Raw genomic sequence first — 21431 nt, 5'->3', positions numbered from 1 at the left:
GGTTTTCCAGGTCGTTCGCCGCGGGGGAACGGGGGCGCGGCAGGGCGGGTCGGGGCGGCGGAGCGCTCAGCAGTGCTCAGCAGGTGGTGCTCAGGGGGGTGTCAGCCGGGGCTCAGGGGACCGCGCGGCGATTCTCCAGAGTACCTGCGCAGCTCCGGAACGCCACTGGGAGAATGCCGAGCGGCGCACGGTATCGATGCCGCGGGCTCAGGCGAGCGCCTCCGCGCAGTGGCGGAGCAGGGCGTGCAGCTCGCGGATCCGCGCCCCGTCCAGCCCCGTCAGCATGCGCTCCTCGACCGCCCGGACGGCCGCGCTCGCCTCGCCGAGGAGCTCCTCGCCGGAGGCCGTGAGCCGGATCGGCAGCGCCCGGCCGCTCGGCGCCGTCTCGGCCCGGATCAGGTACCCGTCGCGCTCGAGCGACTGCAGCAGCACGTGCATCGACTGCCGCGTGACGAACGCGCCCCGCGCCAGCTCGGAGCTGGACAGCCCCGGCCGGTGCGCCAGCAGCTCCAGGCAGGAGTAGGCGGTGACCGTGATCCCGAGCGGCCGCAGCGCCGCCTCCATCGCGACGCGCAGGGCGCTCGACGCCTCCTTCAGCACGTAGCCGACGGAGGTGTCCAGCTCGATCCGTGCCGTGCTCTCGCCCTGTTGACTCATGTCAGTAGTCTGACATACGCTGCATGTAAGGAAACTGACACCCACCCCCGACGAAAGGCGCTCCCATGGCGATCACCGGCCCCGACTTCCTCTCCCTCCAGGTCCGCGACCTCGAGCGCTCCGCCGAGTTCTACGAGACCCGCCTCGGCCTCTCCCGCCGCCCCGGCCCGCCGCACGCCGTCGTCTTCGACACCGCGCCGATCCCCTTCGCGATCCGCACTGTGCTCATTCCCTTCGCGTCCCGCGACAACCTCCCCGGCACCGAGCTCCCCGCCGAACCCGGCCGCGGCGTCGCCCTCTGGCTGCACGCGACCGAGGTCGCCGCCCTGCACGACGATCTCGCCGCCGCCGGCGTCCCGATCACGTCGGCTCCCGCCGAGGGCCCCTTCGGCCTGACCTTCACCTTCGCCGACCCGGACGGCTACCTGATCACCCTCCACGACCGCGCCTGACGCGGCTGCGACTGCGAGACGCTAGGCGTCCGCGCCCGCCGGCTGCCAGAGCTGCAGGCGGTTGCCCTCGGGGTCGTGCAGGTCGGCGAAGCGGCCGTTCGGGTAGGTCTCGGGGTCGATCTCGACGGTGATGCCCGCGGCGCGGAGCTGGGCGACGAGCGCGTCGAGCGAGCGGACGCGGAGGTTCAGGGTCCAGCCGGCGGGGCCGAGCGGCTCGGAGCCGGCCGGCATCGGGGCGAGGACGGTGGTGCCGGCGTCCTGGCGCCAGGAGGGGGCGCCGTACTCCATCGGCACCTCGTCGATGCCGAGGTGCTCGGCGTACCAGCGCGCCAGCGCCGCCGGGTCGCGCGCGGCGAAGAAGAAGCCGCCGATGCCCGTGACCCTCTCGCGCGACACGATCAGTACCGGCCGCTCGTGAAGACCAGCAGGGCGATCAGGCCCGCGACGGTCGCGGCGACGCCGGAGCCCAGGCGCCACCACATCCAGCGGTCGCGCTTAGGGCCGCGCATCGGGCGGCGCAGGGCGTTCCGGCCGTGATAGCCGCCGGGGTTCGGAGTGAAGACCATGACTCCAGCCTGCCTCACCAGGCTCGCCGGGTCACGGCCTCAGGCACTCCACTCGCTGTCGTCCCGCCAGGGCGCGAGGTCGACCTCGTTGCCCTCCGGGTCGGCGAGGGTCCACCACTCCGGCGCGTTCGACTCGTCGACGACGCGCCCGCCCGCGGCGAGGGCTGCGGCGAGGCGGGCGTCGACGGCGTCTCGCGGCAGGTAGAGGTCGAGGTGGATCGTGTTGCGCTCCGGGCGCGGGCCCTCGATCCGCTGGATCCAGAGGTTCGGGCCGAGGGCGCGCGGGTCGGCGAGGTCGGCGTCCTCGACGGGGGAGTAGCCGAGCACGGCCCGCCAGAAGGCGCGGACCGCGGCGACGTCGACGGCGTCGATCGCGATCTGCAGGCTCTGCACCGCGGCCGGCTCGGCGGGGAGGCCGAGCGCGCGGGCGGCGGCCGAGATCTCGCGGGCGAGGGCCAGGTCGCGCTCGCTGATGTCGCCGACGTCGTGGCTGATCAGGCGCACGCCGACGCCGCCGTAGCGCAGATCGACGTCGGGGTGGTGGCCGGCCTGCTCGGCGAGGACGGCGATCGAGGCGACCAGGGCGGCCCCCGCGGCGAAGGAGCCGGCCCCGCGATCGCCGGTGCGGAAGTAGGCGCGGGCGCCGTCGCCGACGACCCGCCAGTCGGCGGTGCCGGGGGCGGCGCGGAAGTCGCGCGGGGAGATCGCATCGGTCATGCGGCAGTTGTACTCCCCGGCCGGCCGTTCTGCCCAGGCCCTCGGCCGCCCAGGCCTGTGCGGTGCCCGCTCGCTACGGTGGACCCACGACCGATCGGGTCGACGAGTGTGAGGAGCCGGCATGGCGCAGAAGAAGAAGTCCGATTCGAAGAAGTCGTCGCAGAAGACCGACGACAAGGCCGCGCAGAAGCGCGCGAAGAAGGCCCTGGCGAAGGCGGAGAAGTCGGTCCGCGCGGCCCACGACGCCGTGCGCGACTCCAGCAAGAAGCTGCGCAAGAAGGCCCGCAAGCTCGCCGAGCAGACCGACACGCTCAAGCGCCGGCAGGAGAAGGCGGCGAAGAAGGCCGCCCAGGCCGAGAAGCGCAGCGCGCCCTCCGCGCCCAAGCACGTGGTCGAGCGCGAGCACATCGCCGTCGGCGCGGCCGACCCGTCGGTCACGCCCGACTTCACGCCGCCGCTGCCGAGCGCGGCGCACGACGAGCAGGACCAGGAGCAGGACAAGGCTCGCGAGGAGCAGGCCGAGCAGCAGCCCGAGCAGCAGCCCGACGCCGACCCCGAGCACGTGCCGGACCTCACGCTGCCGCTGCCGCACTCCTCGAACTGAGCGAGCCCCGCGGGACGCCCCTACCCTGAGAAACTGCACAGGGTAGCCCGGCGCGCCGCTCGGAGAGGTGAACAGCCGGTGAACGCCCCGGCGAACCCTTCCGAGCGGCCTGCGCGGGCGAGAGGATCTCCTCCGTGGATCCCTTCATCCTTCTCGCGCTCGTCATCGTCACCGCTCTGGCGTTCGATTTCACCAACGGCTTCCACGACACGGCGAACGCGATGGCCACGTCCATCGCGACCGGCGCGTTGAAGCCGAAGGTGGCCGTCACGCTCTCCGCCGTCCTCAATCTGGTCGGCGCGTTCCTCAGCATCGAGGTGGCGCTGACCGTCACCAACGCGGTCGTCAAGATCCAGGACTCCACCGGCGCGCCCGACCCGGCGCTGCTCGAGGGCGGCGGCTCGGCGCTCCTGCTGATCGTGCTCGCCGGCCTCATCGGCGGCATCGTCTGGAACCTCCTCACCTGGCTGCTCGGTCTGCCCTCGAGCTCGTCGCACGCCCTCTTCGGCGGCCTGATCGGCTCGGCGCTCGCCGGCCTCGGCCTCAACGGCGTCAACTGGGCCGGCGACGGGTCGAAGCTCGACGGCGTCGTCGGCAAGGTGATCCTGCCCGCGCTGATGTCGCCGGTGCTCGCCGGTGCGGTCGCCGCGATCGGCACCTGGCTCGTCTTCCGCGTGATCGGCAACCTCGCCGACCGCCGCATCCACCGCGGCTTCCGGATCGGCCAGATCGGCAGCGCCTCGCTCGTCTCGCTCGCGCACGGCACCAACGACGCGCAGAAGACCATGGGCGTCATCACCCTCGCGCTGATCGCGGCCGGCGGCTGGAGCGACACCGAGTCCGTCCCGTTCTGGGTCAAGCTCAGCTGCGCGCTCGCCATCTCGCTCGGCACCTACATCGGCGGCTGGCGCATCATCCGCACCGTCGGCAAGGGCCTCGTCGAGATCGACACCCCGCAGGGCATGGCCGCCGAGAGCGCCTCCGCCGCGGTCATCCTCGCCTCCAGCCACCTCGGCTTCGCCCTCTCGACCACGCACGTCGCGACCGGCTCGATCCTCGGGTCCGGCGTCGGCCGCCCCGGCGCGCAGGTGCGCTGGCGCGTCGCGCTCCGGATGGTGATCGCCTGGGTGATCACGCTCCCGGCCGCCGCGCTGATGGGCGCCGTGATGTGGTGGATCGGCCACCTGGTCGGCGGGGCCGCCGGCGGCATCCTGATGACCGCGGTCCTCGTCGCCGTCGCCGTCTTCATCTACGTCCGCTCGCGCCGCGACAGCATCGGCGCGCACAACGTCAACGACGAGTGGTCGGACGCGGGCACCGCGGCCGAGCAGACCGCCGGCGCCCTGCGCTGACCCCTCTCCGCTCCAGCGACTGAAAGGACCGACCCGTGCTCTCCCTCTTCTTCACTGCCGCCGGCCAGGTGGCGCTCATCGCCGTGCTCCTCGGCGCGGGCCTGCCCGTGCTCTTCGCCGTCGGCGTCCGCTCCTTCGCCCTCGCCGGCGGTGACGGAGCCACCGGAACCGCGGCCTCGACCGCGCAGGCCCCCGGCCTCCCCGCGCCGCTGCTCCGCGCGCTCGGCGTGCTCTGCTTCGTGATCGTGGTCGCCGCCGTGGCGGTGGGCCTGAGCATCATCATCGCGACCGGCCTCGGCCAGGCCGTGAGCTTCGAGCACGTCTTCCCGACGTTCGTCCCCAAGGGCTGAGCATGGCGGCGACCGACCCGGCGGCGACCGACCCGGCGGCGCCCGACGCGGCGGCTCCCGCCCCCGCGGACGGCGTCGTCGCCCGGGTGGTCAGCTGGCTCCGCGCAGGCTACCCCTCCGGAGTGCCGGAGACCGACTACGTTCCGCTGCTCGGCCTCCTCCAGCGCAGCCTGACCCGCGACGAGCTGGAGCAGGTCGTCCGCCAGCTGCTGTCCGACGCGGTGCGCGCCGACGCGGCCGGCGAGGAGCTCTCCGCCGCGAGGATGCGGCAGCGCATCGAGGAGACGCTCCTCGGCCCCGCGCTGCCCGAGGACCTCGTCCGGGTCTCGGCACGGCTCGCGAGCGCGGGCTGGCCGCTGGCCCGCCCGGAGGAGCTCGCCGAGCCGGAGCGCCCGGCCTCGGAGCGCGCCGGACTCGTCACGCGCGTCGTCCGCTGGCTCCGCGCGGGCTACCCCGCCGGGCTGCCCGAGCAGGACTTCGTGCCGCTGATCGCGCTGCTGCGCCGCCGGCTCTCCGACGAGGAGGTCGCCGAGGTCGCGACGCGCCTGGCCGCCGAGGGCGGGCTGCCGGCCAGCCGCGTCGACGTCGGCACGGCGATCGCCGCGGTCACCTCGGAGCTGCCGTCGGACGCCGACATCGAGCGGGTCCGGCTCTCGCTGGCCGAGCACGACCGGCCGGAGGAGTTCGCGAGCTGAGCGCGCCGGTGCAGCCGGCTCAGGCCAGCAGCACGCGCTCCGGGTAGGGGTCGTGGCTGAAGCACAGCGTGATCCCCGCCGCCTCGAGGCGCTCCAGCTCGAGTGACGTGCGGTGGTGCGCCTCCGCGTCGTGGCTGATCAGCCGGGGGAGGAAGCGCAACCGGTCCGACCAGGTCAGGAACTCGCGGCCCCAGGCCGCGTCGCCGGCCAGCAGCACGCGGCCCTCGACCAGCGCGCCGAGGTGGCCGCTCGCGTGCCCGGGCAGCGGGGGGATCACGAAGCGGCCGTCGCCGAAGAGGTCGTAGCCGGCGACGCCGCTGGGAGTGGTCGCCACCGGCTGGTCGTCGACGAGGGTCGCCGTGTCCACCCGGGTCGGGATCAGCGCCGCGAAGACGCCGTCGGTGATCCGGCTCCGCTCGATCGTCTCGAGCTGGCCGCGCGAGAGCACGAGCGTCGCGTCCGGGAACCAGCGCAGGCCCCCGACGTGGTCGGGGTGCAGGTGCGAGAGCACGACCGTGTCGATGTCGGACGGCGCGAGGCCGACGGCCGCGAGCCGCCGGTCGATCGTCTCCTCGGCGCCGACGCGGGCCGGCAGGATCCGCCGGTAGAGCGCGCCGACGGCGCCCGTTCCGCGCAGGGTCGGCGGGTAGCCGGTGTCGAAGAGCACGCGCCGGCCGCTCGGGTGCGTGTAGAGGTAGGCGGCGGAGGGGAAGGTGCGGCGCGCGGGGCTCCCGCCGCGGAAGACGCGGGAGAGCGGGAAGCTCGTCTCGCCGCAGGCGAAGACCTGGAGGGCCGGCCCGTGCTCACTCATGCGCGCTCCGGTAGTGCTCGCCGACCCTCCGCAGGCCCTCCGCGAGCGGCACCCGCGGTGCGTAGCCGAGCTCGGCGCGCGCCCGAGAGATGTCGAGGGTCTGCGCGTAGGCGAGGGTGGCGACCGTGTAGCGGGTGAACGGCGGCTCCGCGCCGCCGGGGAGCACCGCGTACACCCGCTCGAGGACGGCCGCGAGCGCGCTGAGCACCCGCAGGTCCACCGTCAGGTAGCGCGGCTCCTCGCCCATCGCGGCGAAGAAGCGGTCGAGCAGCTCGCCGAGCGGGGCCGGCTCGCCGTTGGTGATGTTGTAGACGCCGCCGGTCGCCACCGGGGCGTCCGCGGCGAGGCGGAGCGCGAGGGCCGCGTTCTCGACGCAGGTGATGTCGACCGGGTTCCGGCCGCCGTCGAAGAGCGGGACGCCGCGGCGCCGGCTCGCGGCGACGAAGCGGGGGATGAGGCTCGGGTCGCCGACGCCGATCAGTCCGCGCGGGCGCAGGATCACCAGCTCCGGGATCCGCCCGGCGGCGTGCGCCTCCTGCAGCAGCCGCTCGGCGGCGATCTTGCTGCGGATGTAGAGGCTCATCCGGCTGCGGGGGTCGACGTCCTCCTCGCGGATGCCGAGCCGGTGGCGCCGGGCCGAGTAGATGCTCGGCGAGGAGACGAAGACGAGGCGGCGGATCCCGCAGCGCTCGGCGAGGTCGATCATCGCCGCGGTGCCCGCGACGTTCGCCGCGTGGAACTCGCGCCAGCGGCCCCAGGGGCTGGAGAGGGCGGCGGCGTGCACGAACACGTCGGCGCGGACGTCGCGCGTCGCGAGCTCGGCGAGGTCGGCCGCGATCGTCTCGGCGCCCGTCGCGCGCAGGCGGGCGAGCGCGTCGGCGTTCCGGCCGGTCGCGATCACCTCGTCGCCCGCGGCCAGGAACTCGGCGACCGCGTGGCCGCCGAGGAAGCCGGTGGCCCCGGTGATCAGGACCCGGCGGGGCCCGGGCTGCTCAGCGGACTCCCGGGCGTCAGCGGACTCCCGCGCGTCAGCGGACATCGACGACCTCCGCGACGCCCGCGCGGCCCCAGCGCTTCCGGCCCCAGTACCAGAGCAGGATCCCGAGGTAGCCGAGCGCCTTGCCCTTCCGGATCGACATCCGCACCACGGCCTTCCGGTCGAGCCGTGCCTGCGCCCGCGGGATCACCCGGCAGACCTTCAGGTGCAGCTCCAGGTCCTCGTCGGTGTCGTCGATGCTCGAGCGCGGGAAGCCGCCGACCTCGAGGTAGAGCGCGGCGTCGATCGCGAGGTTCGAGCCGGCCGCCATGAACATCCGGTAGCGCTGGCCGGGCCGGCGGTAGAAGACTCCGGGGGCGTGCTCCATCAGGCGGATCATCGCGGTGCCGATCACGCCGTCGTACCAGCGGTAGACCGGCTCGTCGGTGCGGGGCACGAGCCTCCCGCCGATGAAGCGGACCCCGTCGGCGACGTCGGCCTTCAGGCGCGCCACCCAGTCCGGGGCGGGCAGGCAGTCCGCGTCGGTTCGCGCGACCGTCGCGGCGCCGTGCGCGACGGCGTGGCGGAAGCCGGTGTCCGAGGCGGCTCCGGTGCCCTTCTGCGGCTCGTCGATCACGAGGACCGGGCGGTCGGGCCGCCGGGCCCGGAACGCGTCGATCACCGCGCGGGAGCGATCGGTGCTGCCGTTGTCGACGAGCAGCAGGGTGAAGCCGGGGTCGGTCTGCGCGGCGAGGGCGTCGAGGGCGCCGCCGAGCAGCTTCTCCTCGTCGTAAAAGGGCACGACCACCCAGAACGCGCCACTCGTCGACTCGGTCACGCCGGACCCCCCTTCCGTCCCGCCGGAGCCTAGCGCGAGCGGGCGCGGGCTCATCGGCGCTATACAGGACCGTGGCCGACGCGCTCCCGCTCCTGCTGCCCGTCCGTGTCCTCGGCACCGGCGAGGCCCTGCCGTCGCGCGTCGTGCCGACCGCCGAGGTCGCCGCGCTCTGCGGCATCGACGCGGAGGAGGCGGCGCGCCGCTCCGGAGTGCTGACCCGGCACTGGCTCGCCGACGACGAGGATCCGCTGGAGCTCGGCCTGCTCGCCGCCCGGCGGGCGCTGGACGCGGCGGGGATCGACGCGCGCGACGTCGACGTGGTGCTGAACGCCTCCGGGACCCAGCTGCAGGCGATCCCCGACGGCGGGGCGCTGATCGCCGCAGGCCTCGGCCTCGAGGACGTCTCCGCCTACAGCCTGAACGCGACCTGCCTCTCGTTCCTCTTCGCGCTGCAGGAGGCCGGCTTCCTGCTGGCGACCGGCCGCGCCGAGCGGGTGCTCGTCGTCTCGACCGAGGGCGGCAGCCGCGGCATCGACGTCCGGCAGCCCGAGAGCGCGCTGCTCTTCGGCGACGCGGCGGCCGCCGTCGTCCTCGGCCGTGCCGAGCGGCCGGACCAGGGCATCGTCACCTCGCGCTTCGAGACCCGGCCGAGCGGCGTCCGGCACGCCGAGATCCGCGGCTTCGGCTCGCGCATCCGGATCGAGGACGCCCCGGGGCGGCTCGGAGACTTCCGCTTCGACATGCACGGCGGCGCGCTGCTCGTGGACGCGCTCCGGCACTTCCCGGCCTTCCTCGAGCGGGTGCGGCCCGGTCTCGGCACCGGCCTGCCGGGCATCGGCCGCGTCGTGCCGCACCAGACCAGCAAGGCCGGCCTCGACGGCATGGCCCGACTCTGGGGCCGCGAGCGGATGGTGATCACCCTCCCCGAGGTCGGCAACACGATCGGCGCGGCGATCCCGCTCGCGCTGCACCGCGCCCGCGTGCAGGAGGGCGAGTCGGTGCTGCTGGTCGGCACCGGCGCGGGCACGCACTACGGCGCGGTGATCCTGCAGGCCTGACGACGGTCGGATCGAGCGCTCGCCACGCCTGCCTGCTCACCACGTGCTGACGGTCGTCCGGGTGATCACCCACTCGTCGCCGACCGGCACCAGGCGGCTGGTGAGCTGCAGGCGCCAGGTGGCGTGCAGCGAGCCGATCGTCGCCTCGGTCAGGGTGCGCGAGACGAGCACCGGGTGCGCGGCCGTGCCGGAGACCGCGCTCTCGACGTGGTCGATGGCGTGGTACTCCTTCAGGCCCTCGGCGATGTCGTCCATCCAGTCGAGCTTCGACTGCACGAGCCCGGTCGGGTGCTCGATCACGAAGCGGGTGTCGAGCAGTGCGTCGAGCACGGGGAGGTCGACGAACACCAGCGCGTCGAAGAGCTCGTCGTGCGCGTCGCGGGGCTCGGCCCCGTCCTCGCCCGGTGTCAGGTCGTCCGGTGTCAGGTCGCCCGGTGTCAGCGCGTCCGGCATCAGGGTGTCCTCCGCATCGAGGGCGGCGCGGTCGTCGCGCGCCGCACCAGCTGGGTCGGCAGCTGCACGTGCAGCGAGGCGGGGGTGCCGCCCGCCATCAGCGTGATCAGCATCTCGGCGGCCGTCGCGCCGAGCGTCTGCATCGGCTGCCGGATCGTGGTCAGCGGCGGATCGAAGCGGGCCGCCTCGGGCACGTCGTCGAAGCCGACCACCGAGAGGTCCCGCGGCACGTCGAGCCCGAGGTGCGCGGCCGTCTCGATGATCGCGAGGGCCGAGACGTCGTTCGCGGCGAAGACGGCGGTCGGCCGGTCGGCCAGCGAGAGCATCGTCGAGGCCGGCAGCCGCGCCGTGTCGTGGTGGTAGCTGCCCACCCGGAGCAGCCGCTCGTCGAACGCGATCCCCGCCTCCGAGAGCCCGGCGCGGTAGCCGGCCTCGCGCAGCCGGGCGGAGCGGAGGTCGACGCGGCCGGCGACGAAGCCGATGCGCCGGTGGCCGAGGGCGACGAGGTGGCGCACGGCCTGGAGGGCGCCGCCGAAGCTGTCGGACTCGACGGTCGGCACGTCGGCGCGGCCGGTGTGCGGGTCGACGGCGACCAGCGGGATGTCCGACGGCGTGCTGACCACCGAGGGCGTCACCACGATCGCGCCGTCGATCAGGGTGCCGCTGAGCCGGCTGAGCGAGCGCCGCTCCCAGCCCTCCTGCTCGCCCTCGTGCGAGCCGCTGTAGGCGAGCAGGTCGAAGCGCGACCGGCGCAGCACCGAGCCGACGCCCTTGAGGATCTCCGCGCTGAACGGCTCGAAGCCGGCGACCAGCACGCCGATCACCCCGGTGCGCCGCGAGCGCATGCTGCTGGCGACCAGGCTCGACTCGTAGCCGAGCTCGCGCACGATCTCGAGCACGCGGTTCGCCGTCGCGGGCGCGATGCCGTAGCGGCCGTTCATCGCCTTCGACACGGTCGCGACCGAGACGCCGGCGGCGGCGGCGACGTCGTGGATGGTCGGGCGGAGGGACATGCGGTCGACCCTAGACCCCGGAAGCGCGCCGATGAGAGCGCGATCCGGATCCTTGACCCGGCGCTTCGAAAATGGTTTCGAAAACGTTTGCCGATCCTTTCGGCCGCTCTGAGACTGATCGGGCCCGTCCTGGACGGGCGCACCCCGGCGCCGCTCTCCCTGGCGGCGCCTCTCAGCGAAGAGAACGGTTCGAACGATGAAGTTCACGAGAACAGCATTCAGGAAGACGGCGGTGGCCACCGTGGCCCTGCTCGGCGCGGCGGCGGCCCTCAGCGGCTGCTCCGCCGAGGACGCGGGATCCTCCGACGGCACCGTCGCGATGACCCTGTGGCAGAACTCCACCACCGGTCCCGGCCAGGAGTTCTGGGAGAAGACGATCGCCGACTTCGAGGCCGCCAACCCGGGCGTCACCATCGAGTCGCAGGCCATCCAGAACGAGGACCTGGACGGCAAGCTGCAGACGGCGCTCAACTCGGGCGACGCCCCGGACATCTTCCTCCAGCGCGGCGGCGGCAAGCTCGCCGCGATGGTCGCCGGCGGCCTGGTCAAGGACCTCACCGGCGGCATCTCGGACCAGGCGCGCAGCGAGATCCCCGAGGGCTCGTTCCTGGCGAACACGCTCGACGACAAGGTCTGGGCGATGCCCGTGGCCGTGCTCCCCGGCGGCCTCTTCTACAGCCAGGACCTCTTCACCGAGGCCGGCATCACCGAGACGCCGAAGACCCTCGACGAGCTCGACTCCGCGGTCACCGCGCTCAAGAGCGCCGGAGCGCAGCCGATCGCGCTCGGCGCGAAGGACGCCTGGCCCGCCGCGCACTGGTTCTACTTCTTCGCCCTGCGCGAGTGCAGCGCGGACACCATGGCCGAGGCGGCCGACTCCAAGGACTTCTCGGACGACTGCTGGCTGAAGGCGGGCGAGGACCTGCAGTCCTTCGCCGGCACCGAGCCGTTCAACGAGGGCTTCCTCACCACCGCCGCCCAGCAGGGCGCCGGATCCTCGGCCGGACTCCTGGCCAACCACCAGGCCGGCATGGAGCTGATGGGCGCCTGGAACCCCGGCGTCATCGCCTCGCTCACCCCCGACGAGAAGCCCCTGCCCGACCTCGGCTGGTTCCCCTTCCCCGAGGTGGACGGCGGCGCCGGCGCGCCCGGCTCGATCATGGGCGGCGTCGACGGCTACTCCTGCTCCACCGCAGCGCCCGACGAGTGCGTCGACTTCCTGAACTACCTCGCCACCTCCGACGTGCAGAAGGAGTACTACGCCGCCTTCAACGCGCCGCCGGTGAACACCGTCGCGCAGGAGGCCGTCACCGAGCCGTACCTGAAGGACATCCTCGCCGCGTACAACTCGGCGCCCTACGTCTCGCAGTGGCTCGACACCGTCTACGGCCAGAACGTCGGCAACGCGCTGAACGTCGCCGTCGTCGACCTGCTCGCCGGCAAGAGCGACCCGGAGCAGCTCGTCGAGGCCGTCGACGCCGCCGCGGCCAAGGCCTGACCGTGACGACCACTGCGCTCCGCGAGGACGCGCGCCCCGAGGCCCCGGCGGCGAAGCGACGCCGCCGGGGCCTGCGCCCTCGAGGATTGGGCTGGTCGGGCCGCCTCGAGGTCGCGATCCTCGTTGGCCCGGCGCTGATCGTCTTCCTCGCCTTCGTGATCTTCCCGGTCGTGATGGCGGCCTACTACGGCTTCTTCAGCTGGCAGGGCTACGGCGTCCCGACCGACTTCGTCGGGTTCAAGAACTACCTGACGATCTTGCAGGACCCGACCTTCCACGAGGCGCTCAGCCACAACGGCACGATCGTGGTGCTCTCGCTCGTCCTGCAGGGGCCGGCCGCGATCCTGATCGCGCTGCTGCTCAACCGCAAGCTGCGCGGGCAGTCGATCATCCGCGTGCTGATCTTCGTGCCCTACGTGATCTCCGAGGTCGTCGTCGGCACCGGCTGGAGCCTGATGCTCCAGACCAGCGGCGCCGTCAACGGCTTCCTGGAGAAGGTCGGGCTCGGCGCGCTCAAGCAGGACTGGCTCTCGGACCCGGCGATCGCCCTCTGGACCCTGATGCTGATCATCACGTGGAAGTACATCGGCTTCGCCGTGATCCTCTTCCTCGCCGGCCTCCAGGGCATCCCGGAGGAGCTGTCCGAGGCCGCGTCGATCGACGGCGCGTCCTACTGGCAGGTGCAGCGGCGGATCACCCTGCCGCTGCTCGCGCCGACGCTGCGGATCTGGGCGTTCCTGTCGATCATCGGCGCGCTGCAGCTGTTCGACCTCGTCTACATCATCTGGGGGCAGTACGTGTCCTCGACCGCCGGCACCTCGACCATGGCGACGTACCTCGTCACCAACGGCCGCAACGCCGGCAACTACGGCTACGGCAACGCGGTCGCCGTGGTCCTGTTCCTCGTCTCGCTGATCGTCGCGCTGCTCTACCAGCGCTTCGTGCTGCGGCGGGACACCGAAGGCGCCCTCACGGGAGACACGAGGAAGGCCGGAGCCAAGAGATGGCGACCCTGACAGCAGTGCCCCCGGGCACGAAGCCGCCCACCGCGACCACGCCGCTCTCGCCGCGGCCGCCCAAGCCCCGCCGCCGCCCGCTGGGGCGCGGCACGATCATCGCCTACGTCGTCGCGATCGTCGTGATCGCCCTGATGCTCGCGCCGGTGGCGTACATCATCATCGGCGGGTTCCGCACGAACGCGCAGATCACCACCGACCCCTCGGGCTTCCCCGCGCCGTGGAACGTGCAGAACTACCTCGACGTGATCACCGGCGGCATCTTCTGGCGCGAGGTCGGCAACTCCGCCATCGCGGCCGGAGCGACCACGCTCGGCGTCGTCGTGCTGGGGCTGATGGCGAGCTACGTGCTCGCCCGCTACAGCTTCAGCGGTCGCGGCGTGTTCTACGCGCTCTTCGCGGCCGGACTGATGTTCCCGATGACCGTCGCGATCACCCCGCTCTACCTGGTGATCAAGAGCCTCGGCCTGATGAACTCGCTCGCCGGCGTCGTGCTCCCGCAGATCGCGTTCGGCCTGCCGACGACGATCATCATCCTGGTGCCGTTCCTGCGGGCGATCCCCGACGAGATCCAGGAGGCGGCCTTCATCGACGGCTGCAGCCGGATCGGGTTCTTCTGGCGGATGGTCGTCCGCCTGGCGATGCCGGGTGTGATCACGACGGGCATCCTCGCCTTCATCGCGAGCTGGAACAGCTACCTGCTGCCGCTGTTCATCCTCAGCGACGAGTCGAGCTTCACCCTGCCGCTGGGCGTGCAGGCCTTCTCGTCGCAGTACTCCGTCGACACGGCGAAGGTGCTCGCCTTCGTGTCGCTGTCGATGATCCCGGCGCTGATCTTTTTCAGCGTCTTCGAGCGCCGCATCGTCGGCGGACTCACCGGAGCGGTGAAGGGATGACCCCCATGACTGACAGCCCGACCACCGAGACACAGGCCCCCTCCGCGCGCGTCGCCGACCTGATCGGCCGGATGACGCTGGAGGAGAAGCTGACCCAGCTGGTCGGCTACTGGGTCGACCAGGGCGGCGAGGTCGTCGCGCCGCTGGCCGGCGAGATGGCCACCTCCACCGGCTACGCCGACGCGACCCGCGAGGGCATCGGCCAGCTCACCCGCGTCTACGGCACCCGCCCGGTCGACCCGGTCGAGCGCGCGCAGTGGCTGTGGGCCGAGCAGCGCCGGCTGGTCGAGGAGACCCGGCTGGGCATCCCGGCGATCGTGCACGAGGAGTGCCTGACCGGCCTGGCGGCGTGGAAGGCGGCGACCTTCCCGACGCCGCTGGCCTGGGGCGCCTCGTTCGACCCGGAGCTGGTCGAGGAGATGGCCGCGGCCATCGGCGGCTCGATGCGCGAGCTCGGCATCCACCAGGGCCTCGCCCCCGTGCTCGACGTGATCCGCGACCCCCGCTGGGGCCGGGTGGACGAGTGCATCGCCGAGGACCCGTACGTGGTCGGCACGATCGGCACCGCCTACGTGCGCGGGCTGCAGTCGGCGGGCGTCGATGCGACGCTCAAGCACTTCATCGGCTACTCCGCCTCGCGCGGCGGCCGCAACCACGCGCCGGTGCACGCCGGACCGCGCGAGATCGCGGACGTGCTGCTCCCGCCGTTCGAGATGGCGATCCGCGACGGCGGCGCCCGCTCGGTGATGAACTCCTACGCGGAGATCGACGGCGACCCGGTCGGCGCGACGCCGGCCTACCTCACCGGAGTGCTCCGCGAGCGCTGGGGGTTCGACGGCGTGGTGGTGGCGGACTACTTCGCGGTCGCCTTCCTTCACCTGATGCACGCCGTCGCCGCCGACCTCGGCGAGGCCGCGCAGCTGGCGCTCGAAGCCGGCATCGACGTCGAGCTGCCGACCGGCGACGCCTTCCTCGCGCCGCTCGCCGAGCGGATCCGCTCCGGCGGCGCCGACGAGGCGATCGTCGACCGCGCGCTGCTGCGGGTGCTCGCCCAGAAGGAGCGGCTCGGCCTGCTCGACGCCCGCTTCGACGACGCGCCCGAGTCGATCGACCTCGACTCGCCCGCGCACCGCGACCTCGCCCGCCGCCTGGCCGAGGAGTCGCTCGTGCTGCTGACGAACGACGGGCGACTGCCGCTCGCCCAGCCGCGCCGGATCGCCCTGATCGGCCCGAACGCCGACAGCGCGCCCGCCCTGATGGGCTGCTACTCCTTCGCCAACCACGTGCTGGCGCACCACGAGGGCGTGCCGCTCGGCTTCGAGATCCGCACGGTGCGGGAGGCGCTCGCCGCCGAATTCTCCGGCAGCGAACTGCTCCTCGCCGAGGGCTGCTCGGTGGAGGGCGACGACTCCTCCGCCGACGCCGCCGGGATCGCCGAGGCCGTCGAGGCCGCCCGCGGCGCCGAGGTGGCCGTGGTCGTCGTCGGCGACCGGGCCGGGCTCTTCGGTCGCGGCACCGTCGGCGAGGGCAACGACGTCGAGAGCCTCGAGCTCCCCGGCCGTCAGCGCGAGCTGGTCGAGGCGGTCGTCGCCACCGGCACGCCGGTCGCCCTGGTGCTGCTCACCGGCCGCCCCTACGCGATCGACTGGGCGATCCGCGGCGACTCCGCGCCCGCGGCGGTGCTGCAGGCGTTCTTCCCCGGGGAGGAGGGGGCCGGCGCGATCGCGGGCGTCCTCTCGGGCCGCGTCGCGCCGTCCGGCCGGCTGCCGGTCTCGCTGCCGCGCTCGGCCGGGGCGCAGCCGTTCTCGTACCTGCACCCGATCCTCGGCGGGCCCTCCGACGTGACCAGCGCCGACAGCACGCCCGTGCTGCCGTTCGGGCACGGGCTGAGCTACACGGCGTTCAGCCGGTCCGAGCTGGCGCTGGAGTCGGCGGATCCCGGAGCGGCGGAGGCACCGACCGACGGCGCCTTCACCGCGACCGTGCGAGTGCGCAACACGGGGGAGCGCGACGGCGTCGACGTCGTGCAGCTCTACGCGCGCGACGTGGTCGCCTCGGTGACCCGCCCGGTCGCGCAGCTGCTCGGCTACGCGCGGGTCGAGCTCGCCGCGGGGGAGGAGGCGCTGGTGCGCTTCGACGTCCCCTCCGCGCGGCTGGCCTTCACCGACCGCCGCGGCGTCCGCTCGGTCGAGCCGGGGCTCGTCGAGCTCTGGGTCGGGCCGGACTGCGCCACGAGGGAGGCGACCGCCGAGGTCGTGCTGACCGGTGAGGTGTCGCCCGTCGGCGCCGAGACCCGGCGCACCGTGCTGACCGAGGTCGTGCGCGAGGACGCTCGGGTGGCGGTGCTCTGAGGCCCGGGCCAGGCTGGGGGGATGAGCAGTGATCAGAGCGCCATCGATCCGAGCAGCGCCCATCAGAAGCAGACTCTCCTCCGCTATCTGCAGGAGGGCCGCGACGCCCTCCTGCAGAAGCTCGACGGCCTGGGCGAGTACGACCTCCGCCGGCCGCTGGTGCCCACCGGCACCAACCTGCTCGGCCTGGTGAAGCACGTCTCGGGGACGGAGGCCGGCTACCTCGGCGCCGTCTTCGGACGGCCGTTCCCCGAGCCGATGCCCTGGATGGAGGACGAGTCCGAGCCGAATTCCGACATGTGGGCGACGGCGGACGAGTCCCGCGAGCAGGTGGTGGAGCAGTACCGCCGGGTCTGGGCGCACTCCGACGCGACGGTCGCCGCGCTGGACCTCACCGCTCCGGGCGTCGTGCCGTGGTGGACGAACCGGGACGTGACGCTGCACCGGATCCTCGTGCACCTCACCGCCGAGACCCACCGGCACGCGGGGCACGCCGACATCGTGCGCGAGCTGATCGACGGCCGCGTCGGGCTGCGCACGCCGGGCGACAACCTGCCGCCGGTCCCCGCCGAGTGGTGGCCGGAGCACGTCGCCCGGCTGGAGGCGGTGGCGCGCGCAGCGGAGCAGTAGCGCTGCCGGCGGGGCTCCCGGGCGCCACCTCCCCCGTAGGGGTGGCATCCGGGCTGAGAGGGCTCGCAGGGACTCGGCTGGCCGTCAGGTGTCGGTTAGCGTGGGCGCGTGTCCCCGGAAGGGGGACGCACCGCGCCGACGTCTGGAGACGACATGACCACCGCCCCCTCCCGCCGCACCACTGCATCCCGCACCACCGCATCCCACACCCTCGGCCGCCGCACGATCACGACCGCCGCCGCCTGGAGCGTCCCGATCGTCGCGGTCGCCGCCGCCGCCCCGCTCGCCGCGGCCTCGACCACCCCGCCGCCCGCGCCGTCGGTCCGCTCGGTCGAGTACACCTCCTTCACCGCCGAGAGCTTCCGCGAGGAGCAGATCAACGTGAACCGCCCGCTCGCCATCGCGATCACCGGGCAGCTCACCGCCGGCGAGCTCGTCACCCTGACCGTCGCGCCGCGGATGACCCGCTCCGGCTCCGGCGACTCGCGTGCGACTCCGCTGCGCATCACCGCCGCCGACGGCCCCAACTTCTCGGTCGTCTCCTCGAGCGTCGGCTCCGACGGGTCGCAGACGCTCCTGCTGCGCACCAACCGGGACCTCGCCGACGGCTCGTACCGCAAGACCATCGCCTGGGTCCCGGTCGACGGCCGCACCCAGGAGCAGACCGCCGATCTGCTGCTGACCTGGCCGCTCGGCACCTACACGGCGCCGATCACGGTGATCGTCGCCGGCGTGGCCGGCAGCGAGCAGGCCTACACGCTCAACCGCACGCCCGTCGGCGGCGCGGAGGAGTAGCGGAGCTCTCGCGCCCTCCGTCAAGGGGGTGGGAGCTCTCAGCGCCGCGTTCTAGCGTCGAATCTCGGCGCGGTCGTGCGCGCGAGAGGGGAAGACGATGCAGAAGCTGTACTACGCGAGCGGATTCGTGCTGCTGGGGGACGCGGTGTGCACCGCGGTCGTCGAGTACGCCCAGGCCCTGGCGAACGTCGGGAAGTCCGACCTCGTCGTCGTCCCGGGGCTCTCCGACGAGGGGCTGCGCGGCGAGACCCGCCTGCTGCTCGGGCCCGCCAGCCAGCTCTTCACCAGCCCGGCACTCGACCGCGGGATCGACCTCGACGACGACGAGGCGGTCGAGTCCATGCGCGACAAGACGCGGCGGCTGCTGCCGGCCCGGCCCACCACGGAGGCCCGCGCGAGCGAGGACCACGACAGCGGCGGGGACTTCTTCTAGGCGCCGGTCACTCGGGCGCGCGTCACTCGGGCGCGCGTCACTTCTCGAGCGTCGTGCTCGGCCGCTCGCCGAAGCGGTGCGCGTACGACGCCGAGAAGCGGCCGAGGTGGGCGAAGCCCCAGCGGCGCGCCACCTCGGTCACGCTGACCTCGCCCGAGGCCTTGGCGCGCAGCTCCTTGCGCACGGCGTCGAGCCGGATGCGGCGCAGGTAGTCGACGGCGGTGAAGCCGAACTCGCGGCGGAACTCCGACTGCAGAGTGCGCAGGCCCACGCCGCAGGCCTCGGCGATCGTCTCGGTGCGGATCGGCTCGTGCGCGTGCGCGTACATGAACTCGATCGCGGTGCGCAGGCGCCCGCTGCGCGGCACGGCGAGGTCGGTCGGCGCCTCGAGCGACTCGTGCGGGAACGTCTCGAGCAGCGCCACGGCGACGGCGCGGTCGGCCTCCTGGCGCAGGAGCGCGGAGCTGTCGACGTCGTAGATCACCCGGGCGACCGCGGCGACCGTGGCCGACCAGCGGCGCAGCGCCTCGCCCTCGGGGCGCGCGGTGGTGTCGAACAGCAGCGGTCCGCCCGCCGTGCCCTCCACCTCCCGGGCGACGCCCTCGAGGTAGCCGCCGTCGAAGTGGATGAGGTTCTGCCGGTAGTCGTGGAACTCGAAGGCGTTCGGCCGGCCGGTGACGAAGATCGCGGGGCGGCCGTAGATCTGGCGCATCGGCGCGTGGTCGAGGTCGGTGACGCCCTCGCCCGCGGTGAGCCAGGAGACGACGTACTCGCCGTCGGTCTGGATGCGCCCCTCGATCGAGCCGGCGAACTGGCTGCCGCGGAGCGTGACGTCGCTGTCGCCGACCGAGGTGTAGCGGTAGGAGAAGTCCTCGCCCGGCTCCACCGAGAATCGGTGCCCGTTGTACACCGACTCGAGCAGTGCGCGTGCCTGCTCGAAGTCCCGCCCGCCGATGTCGGAGCGGATGACCTCGCCGTTCGAGTCGTCCATCGCGACCAGCGTCGCATGCGTGCGCATCGAGGTCGAGAGCAGCGGCGCGGAAGTTCGCTGGGCGGATACAGCCTGCGGCGACGACCTAGGCGGCGGCGCGGCGCTTCCGCGGCCCGAAGGCCTGCGTCATGGCGACCACCGTGGCGCCGCGGAACTGCGAGAGCAGCACCACCGAGTGCCGGGCGCCGGATTCGACGGCGAGCGAGAAGGTGCCGCCGGTCGGGGTGTCCCACCAGGAGCGGATGTCGAGCGCCCGCAGCCGGACGGTCGGCTGCGTGCCGCCCAGGACCAGCAGTCCCTCGGTGACGCAGAGCGAGCCGGTGACGCCGTCGAGCGTCGTCGAGCAGGCGAAGTCCGCGTCGCGGTGCGCCGGCCCGGCGAGCCGGAGGAAGTCGGGGGCCCAGTGCTCGGTGCCGTGCATCATCGTCTCCCCGCCCCCCGGCTGCGTGGCGGGATCAGGCCGCGGCGGTGGCGACGGCGGAGTCCGGCTGCTGCGCCGGCTCGGGCACGATGCGCAGCCCGCGGCCGCTGTTGGCCTCCTCCATCAGCGCGCGCACCCAGGCGGCGTTGATGGCCGGGACGCGGCTGCCGTGGAAGGAGAACTGCAGCGGGATGGTCGGGTGCAGCCAGAGCGTCTGGCGGCCGGTGCCGTGCGCACTCGAGGCGTCCAGCTGGAAGGCGAAGGCCTCGTTGCGGCGGAACTTGTTGATCATCACGATCTGCAGGTGCGCGAGCGCGCGGTCGTCGATCTCGTGGGAGGTGGCCGGAGTGCCGTAGAGGAGAGCGCCCATGTGCGGAGCCGCCGTTCTGTGTGAGGCGTCGCGGTGTCGGCCGCGACTCGTGCGAGGGAGGAACCGGCTGAGTGCCGGGACGTCGTGCGGGTCGGAGGGGGCCGACCCACCGCCGGGCTCGAAGGGCCCTGGCGGCGACTCCCTCTGCCGGGTGCCGGGCGGAGGGGGGAGTCGAGCGAGTGGTCGCAGGAACGACCGTTCTCCGAAGGTACGGGGAGCGGCCTTGGAACGGGGGCCGCTATCCGCTTTGCGAAGCGGTGCCGCGGCACGGCGGGCGGACTCCCAGGAATGCGATGCCGGGCGCCCCGACGCACTCAGACCGCACTTCTCTCCCCCGAAGCCTGAACTCGATTATTTTCGAGAAAAAAGGATTTTCTCCAAGTAGGATGAAAACCGTGGTGAGACGAGAGAAGTCGCTGCTGGAGCTCCTGCGCAGCGCCCTGCCCGAGGAGGCGTCACCGCGGGTGGACGCGGGCAGGGTCGTCGTCGGTCGGCCGGCGCGATGGTCGCTGGTTCCGGTGTGGATCGGCGAGGGACTGCCTGCCGACGTGCGCCGGGCGCGCGAGCGCGACCTGCCGGGAGGGCGCAACGACGTGCCCGTCTTCCTCGCCCGCGGGATGTCGCCCGGCGCACGCGCACTCCTGCATGAGCAGGGCGCATCGTGGGCTGACGAGTCGGGGAGCGCCGTGATCCGGATCGATCCCGATCTCCTGATCGTGCGGCTGCCGCCCGAGCGCCGCAGGCCCCCGCGCGTCGGGGCGTGGAGCGCCGCGAGGCTCGCTACAGCGGAGGCCGCGCTCGCCGCTCTCGTCCGCGGTGGGGGAGGGCCGGGTGGTTCCGCGGCGCGGGCTGCCGAGCTGGTCTCCGCCACGGGCTTCTCCTATCAGCAGACCTCCAAGGCGCTCGCCGCTCTCGACGCGGAGGGCTATACCGCGAAGGTGGGTCCGGAGCGCGGGAGGACGGCCGGCCGGGAGTTCCGCGACCCCGGCAGGCTGCTGAGCGACTGGGCCGGGCACTCGGCTCGAGCGGCGGGAGCGGACGAGTCGCGCCAGTTCCACGTCCCCTGGCGAGACGTCGCGGACTCCCTCGACCTGGTCGAGCGCACCGTGACCACCGCCTGGTGCGCCTCCGGCAGCGCTGCGGCGGATCGGCTCGCACCCTTCCTCACCAGGGTCCCCGACCTGTTGATCCGCGTCACGGCAGAGGACTTCGACCGGGCCTGCCAGGATCTGAGCGGCGAGGGGGGCGCGGTCGAGGTCGAGACCGGCGGTCGGATCCACCTCCTTGCCTCGCCCCCTCAGATCCTGGCCTCGGCCTCGTCCGTGCAGGGTGTGACGGTCGCGTCGCCGGTTCGCGTCTACGCCGATCTCCTGCGGGCGGGGGGCCGGAGCGCCGACGCGGCGGAGTTCTTGAGGGAGAGGGTCATCGGCTTCTGAGGCGAGGACGAGGGCGGCGCGCGCGCGAGCGGAGGACGCGCTGGTCCGTTTC

At 73.3% G+C, this 21431-nt stretch carries 26 protein-coding genes; 14 read left to right on the top strand and 12 right to left on the bottom strand.

Annotation, left to right across the window (positions count from 1 at the left end; translation table 11 throughout):
• Positions 1–207: 207 nt before the first annotated feature.
• Positions 208–657: a MarR family transcriptional regulator gene (locus EDF43_RS02855; protein WP_132435348.1), complete on the bottom strand. Its 450-nt coding sequence runs from the start codon at positions 655–657 to the stop codon at positions 208–210.
• A 65-nt stretch (positions 658–722) separates the two neighbouring features.
• Here EDF43_RS02855 and EDF43_RS02850 point away from each other — a divergent pair, with 65 nt between their 5' ends.
• Positions 723–1109, top strand: coding sequence for a VOC family protein (locus tag EDF43_RS02850; RefSeq protein WP_123705822.1), 387 nt, complete (start codon positions 723–725; stop codon positions 1107–1109).
• Positions 1110–1130: 21 nt separating this feature from the next.
• Here the strand turns inward: EDF43_RS02850 and EDF43_RS02845 are convergent, their stop codons facing one another.
• The 3 genes from EDF43_RS02845 to EDF43_RS02840 are packed head-to-tail and all read right to left on the bottom strand — an operon-like array spanning position 1131 to position 2392.
• A complete protein-coding gene (locus tag EDF43_RS02845) occupies positions 1131–1505 on the bottom strand; it encodes a VOC family protein (RefSeq protein ID WP_132435346.1) in 375 nt (124 codons plus the stop codon).
• 2 nt (positions 1506–1507) lie between these two features.
• Entirely contained in the window at positions 1508–1675 is a 168-nt protein-coding gene (locus tag EDF43_RS21665) for a hypothetical protein (protein WP_165908993.1), read from the bottom strand.
• A gap of 39 nt (positions 1676–1714) precedes the next feature.
• On the bottom strand, positions 1715–2392 hold the full coding sequence (locus tag EDF43_RS02840; protein ID WP_132435344.1) for a VOC family protein: 678 nt from the start codon (positions 2390–2392) through the stop codon (positions 1715–1717).
• Between the two features lie 121 nt (positions 2393–2513).
• Between EDF43_RS02840 and EDF43_RS02835 the strand changes: the two genes are divergently transcribed.
• From EDF43_RS02835 to EDF43_RS02820, 4 genes are all read left to right on the top strand, one after another.
• Positions 2514–2996 (top strand): hypothetical protein, encoded by a 483-nt coding sequence (locus tag EDF43_RS02835; RefSeq protein WP_132435342.1) that lies wholly within the window; start codon positions 2514–2516, stop codon positions 2994–2996.
• Positions 2997–3130: 134 nt separating this feature from the next.
• Positions 3131–4348 (top strand): inorganic phosphate transporter, encoded by a 1218-nt coding sequence (locus tag EDF43_RS02830; RefSeq protein WP_132435340.1) that lies wholly within the window; start codon positions 3131–3133, stop codon positions 4346–4348.
• 35 nt (positions 4349–4383) lie between these two features.
• Positions 4384–4698 carry a hypothetical protein gene (locus EDF43_RS02825; protein ID WP_132435338.1) on the top strand — a complete coding sequence of 105 codons (315 nt, stop codon included), beginning with the start codon at positions 4384–4386 and terminating at the stop codon, positions 4696–4698.
• A gap of 2 nt (positions 4699–4700) precedes the next feature.
• Positions 4701–5393, top strand: a complete 693-nt coding sequence (locus EDF43_RS02820; RefSeq protein WP_132435336.1) for a DUF3349 domain-containing protein — start codon at positions 4701–4703, stop codon at positions 5391–5393.
• 19 nt (positions 5394–5412) lie between these two features.
• On the opposite strand, the gene EDF43_RS02815 is transcribed toward EDF43_RS02820, so the two are convergent.
• From EDF43_RS02815 to EDF43_RS02805, 3 genes are read right to left on the bottom strand one after another with little or no spacing between them, the layout of a single operon-like run.
• The gene (locus EDF43_RS02815; RefSeq protein ID WP_132435335.1) at positions 5413–6204 is read right to left on the bottom strand and encodes an MBL fold metallo-hydrolase; all 792 of its coding nucleotides are present in this window, start codon (positions 6202–6204) and stop codon (positions 5413–5415) included.
• A complete protein-coding gene (locus tag EDF43_RS02810) occupies positions 6197–7243 on the bottom strand; it encodes an NAD(P)-dependent oxidoreductase (RefSeq protein ID WP_132435333.1) in 1047 nt (348 codons plus the stop codon). The genes EDF43_RS02815 and EDF43_RS02810 overlap by 8 nt, the downstream gene beginning before the upstream one ends.
• A complete protein-coding gene (locus EDF43_RS02805; protein WP_165908992.1) occupies positions 7233–8018 on the bottom strand; it encodes a glycosyltransferase family A protein in 786 nt (261 codons plus the stop codon). Before EDF43_RS02805 ends, EDF43_RS02810 begins: the two co-directional genes overlap by 11 nt.
• A 71-nt stretch (positions 8019–8089) precedes the next feature.
• Here EDF43_RS02805 and EDF43_RS02800 point away from each other — a divergent pair, with 71 nt between their 5' ends.
• A complete protein-coding gene (locus EDF43_RS02800) occupies positions 8090–9076 on the top strand; it encodes a ketoacyl-ACP synthase III (protein ID WP_132435329.1) in 987 nt (328 codons plus the stop codon).
• 36 nt (positions 9077–9112) lie between these two features.
• Here EDF43_RS02800 and EDF43_RS02795 read toward each other — a convergent pair whose 3' ends face one another.
• Together EDF43_RS02795 and EDF43_RS02790 are read right to left on the bottom strand one after the other, a co-directional pair.
• Entirely contained in the window at positions 9113–9529 is a 417-nt protein-coding gene (locus EDF43_RS02795; RefSeq protein WP_132435327.1) for a nuclear transport factor 2 family protein, read from the bottom strand.
• Positions 9529–10542: a LacI family DNA-binding transcriptional regulator gene (locus EDF43_RS02790; RefSeq protein WP_123705810.1), complete on the bottom strand. Its 1014-nt coding sequence runs from the start codon at positions 10540–10542 to the stop codon at positions 9529–9531. Before EDF43_RS02790 ends, EDF43_RS02795 begins: the two co-directional genes overlap by 1 nt.
• Before the next feature lie 196 nt (positions 10543–10738).
• Here EDF43_RS02790 and EDF43_RS02785 point away from each other — a divergent pair, with 196 nt between their 5' ends.
• From EDF43_RS02785 to EDF43_RS02755, 7 genes are all read left to right on the top strand, one after another.
• A complete protein-coding gene (locus EDF43_RS02785) occupies positions 10739–12040 on the top strand; it encodes an extracellular solute-binding protein (protein ID WP_132435325.1) in 1302 nt (433 codons plus the stop codon).
• 71 nt (positions 12041–12111) lie between these two features.
• Positions 12112–13056 (top strand): sugar ABC transporter permease, encoded by a 945-nt coding sequence (locus tag EDF43_RS02780; RefSeq protein WP_243646220.1) that lies wholly within the window; start codon positions 12112–12114, stop codon positions 13054–13056.
• Positions 13044–13952: a carbohydrate ABC transporter permease gene (locus EDF43_RS02775; protein ID WP_132435323.1), complete on the top strand. Its 909-nt coding sequence runs from the start codon at positions 13044–13046 to the stop codon at positions 13950–13952. The genes EDF43_RS02780 and EDF43_RS02775 overlap by 13 nt, the downstream gene beginning before the upstream one ends.
• A gap of 5 nt (positions 13953–13957) precedes the next feature.
• A complete protein-coding gene (locus EDF43_RS02770) occupies positions 13958–16303 on the top strand; it encodes a glycoside hydrolase family 3 N-terminal domain-containing protein (RefSeq protein WP_132435321.1) in 2346 nt (781 codons plus the stop codon).
• A 21-nt stretch (positions 16304–16324) separates the two neighbouring features.
• The gene (locus tag EDF43_RS02765) at positions 16325–16933 is read left to right on the top strand and encodes a DinB family protein (RefSeq protein ID WP_132435319.1); all 609 of its coding nucleotides are present in this window, start codon (positions 16325–16327) and stop codon (positions 16931–16933) included.
• 153 nt (positions 16934–17086) lie between these two features.
• Positions 17087–17728 carry a hypothetical protein gene (locus tag EDF43_RS02760; RefSeq protein ID WP_123734585.1) on the top strand — a complete coding sequence of 214 codons (642 nt, stop codon included), beginning with the start codon at positions 17087–17089 and terminating at the stop codon, positions 17726–17728.
• A gap of 97 nt (positions 17729–17825) precedes the next feature.
• Positions 17826–18161, top strand: a complete 336-nt coding sequence (locus tag EDF43_RS02755; protein WP_123447513.1) for a hypothetical protein — start codon at positions 17826–17828, stop codon at positions 18159–18161.
• Positions 18162–18198: 37 nt separating this feature from the next.
• Here the strand turns inward: EDF43_RS02755 and EDF43_RS02750 are convergent, their stop codons facing one another.
• From EDF43_RS02750 to EDF43_RS02740, 3 genes are all read right to left on the bottom strand, one after another.
• The gene (locus EDF43_RS02750) at positions 18199–19152 is read right to left on the bottom strand and encodes an AraC family transcriptional regulator (RefSeq protein WP_165908991.1); all 954 of its coding nucleotides are present in this window, start codon (positions 19150–19152) and stop codon (positions 18199–18201) included.
• 85 nt (positions 19153–19237) lie between these two features.
• The gene (locus EDF43_RS02745; RefSeq protein WP_132435315.1) at positions 19238–19573 is read right to left on the bottom strand and encodes a hypothetical protein; all 336 of its coding nucleotides are present in this window, start codon (positions 19571–19573) and stop codon (positions 19238–19240) included.
• A gap of 34 nt (positions 19574–19607) precedes the next feature.
• On the bottom strand, positions 19608–19943 hold the full coding sequence (locus tag EDF43_RS02740) for an ATP-dependent DNA ligase (protein WP_123447516.1): 336 nt from the start codon (positions 19941–19943) through the stop codon (positions 19608–19610).
• Between the two features lie 293 nt (positions 19944–20236).
• On the opposite strand from EDF43_RS02740, the gene EDF43_RS02735 reads away from it, so the two are divergent.
• On the top strand, positions 20237–21379 hold the full coding sequence (locus EDF43_RS02735) for a type IV toxin-antitoxin system AbiEi family antitoxin (RefSeq protein ID WP_132435313.1): 1143 nt from the start codon (positions 20237–20239) through the stop codon (positions 21377–21379).
• The last annotated feature ends 52 nt before the right edge of the window (positions 21380–21431 follow it).

The sequence above is a fragment of the Rathayibacter sp. PhB179 genome, assembly GCF_004345345.1.
Lineage (GTDB): Bacteria > Actinomycetota > Actinomycetes > Actinomycetales > Microbacteriaceae > Rathayibacter > Rathayibacter festucae.
The sequence above is the reverse complement of the archived record's forward strand: the minus strand, read 5'-3'. Positions and strand labels throughout refer to the sequence as shown.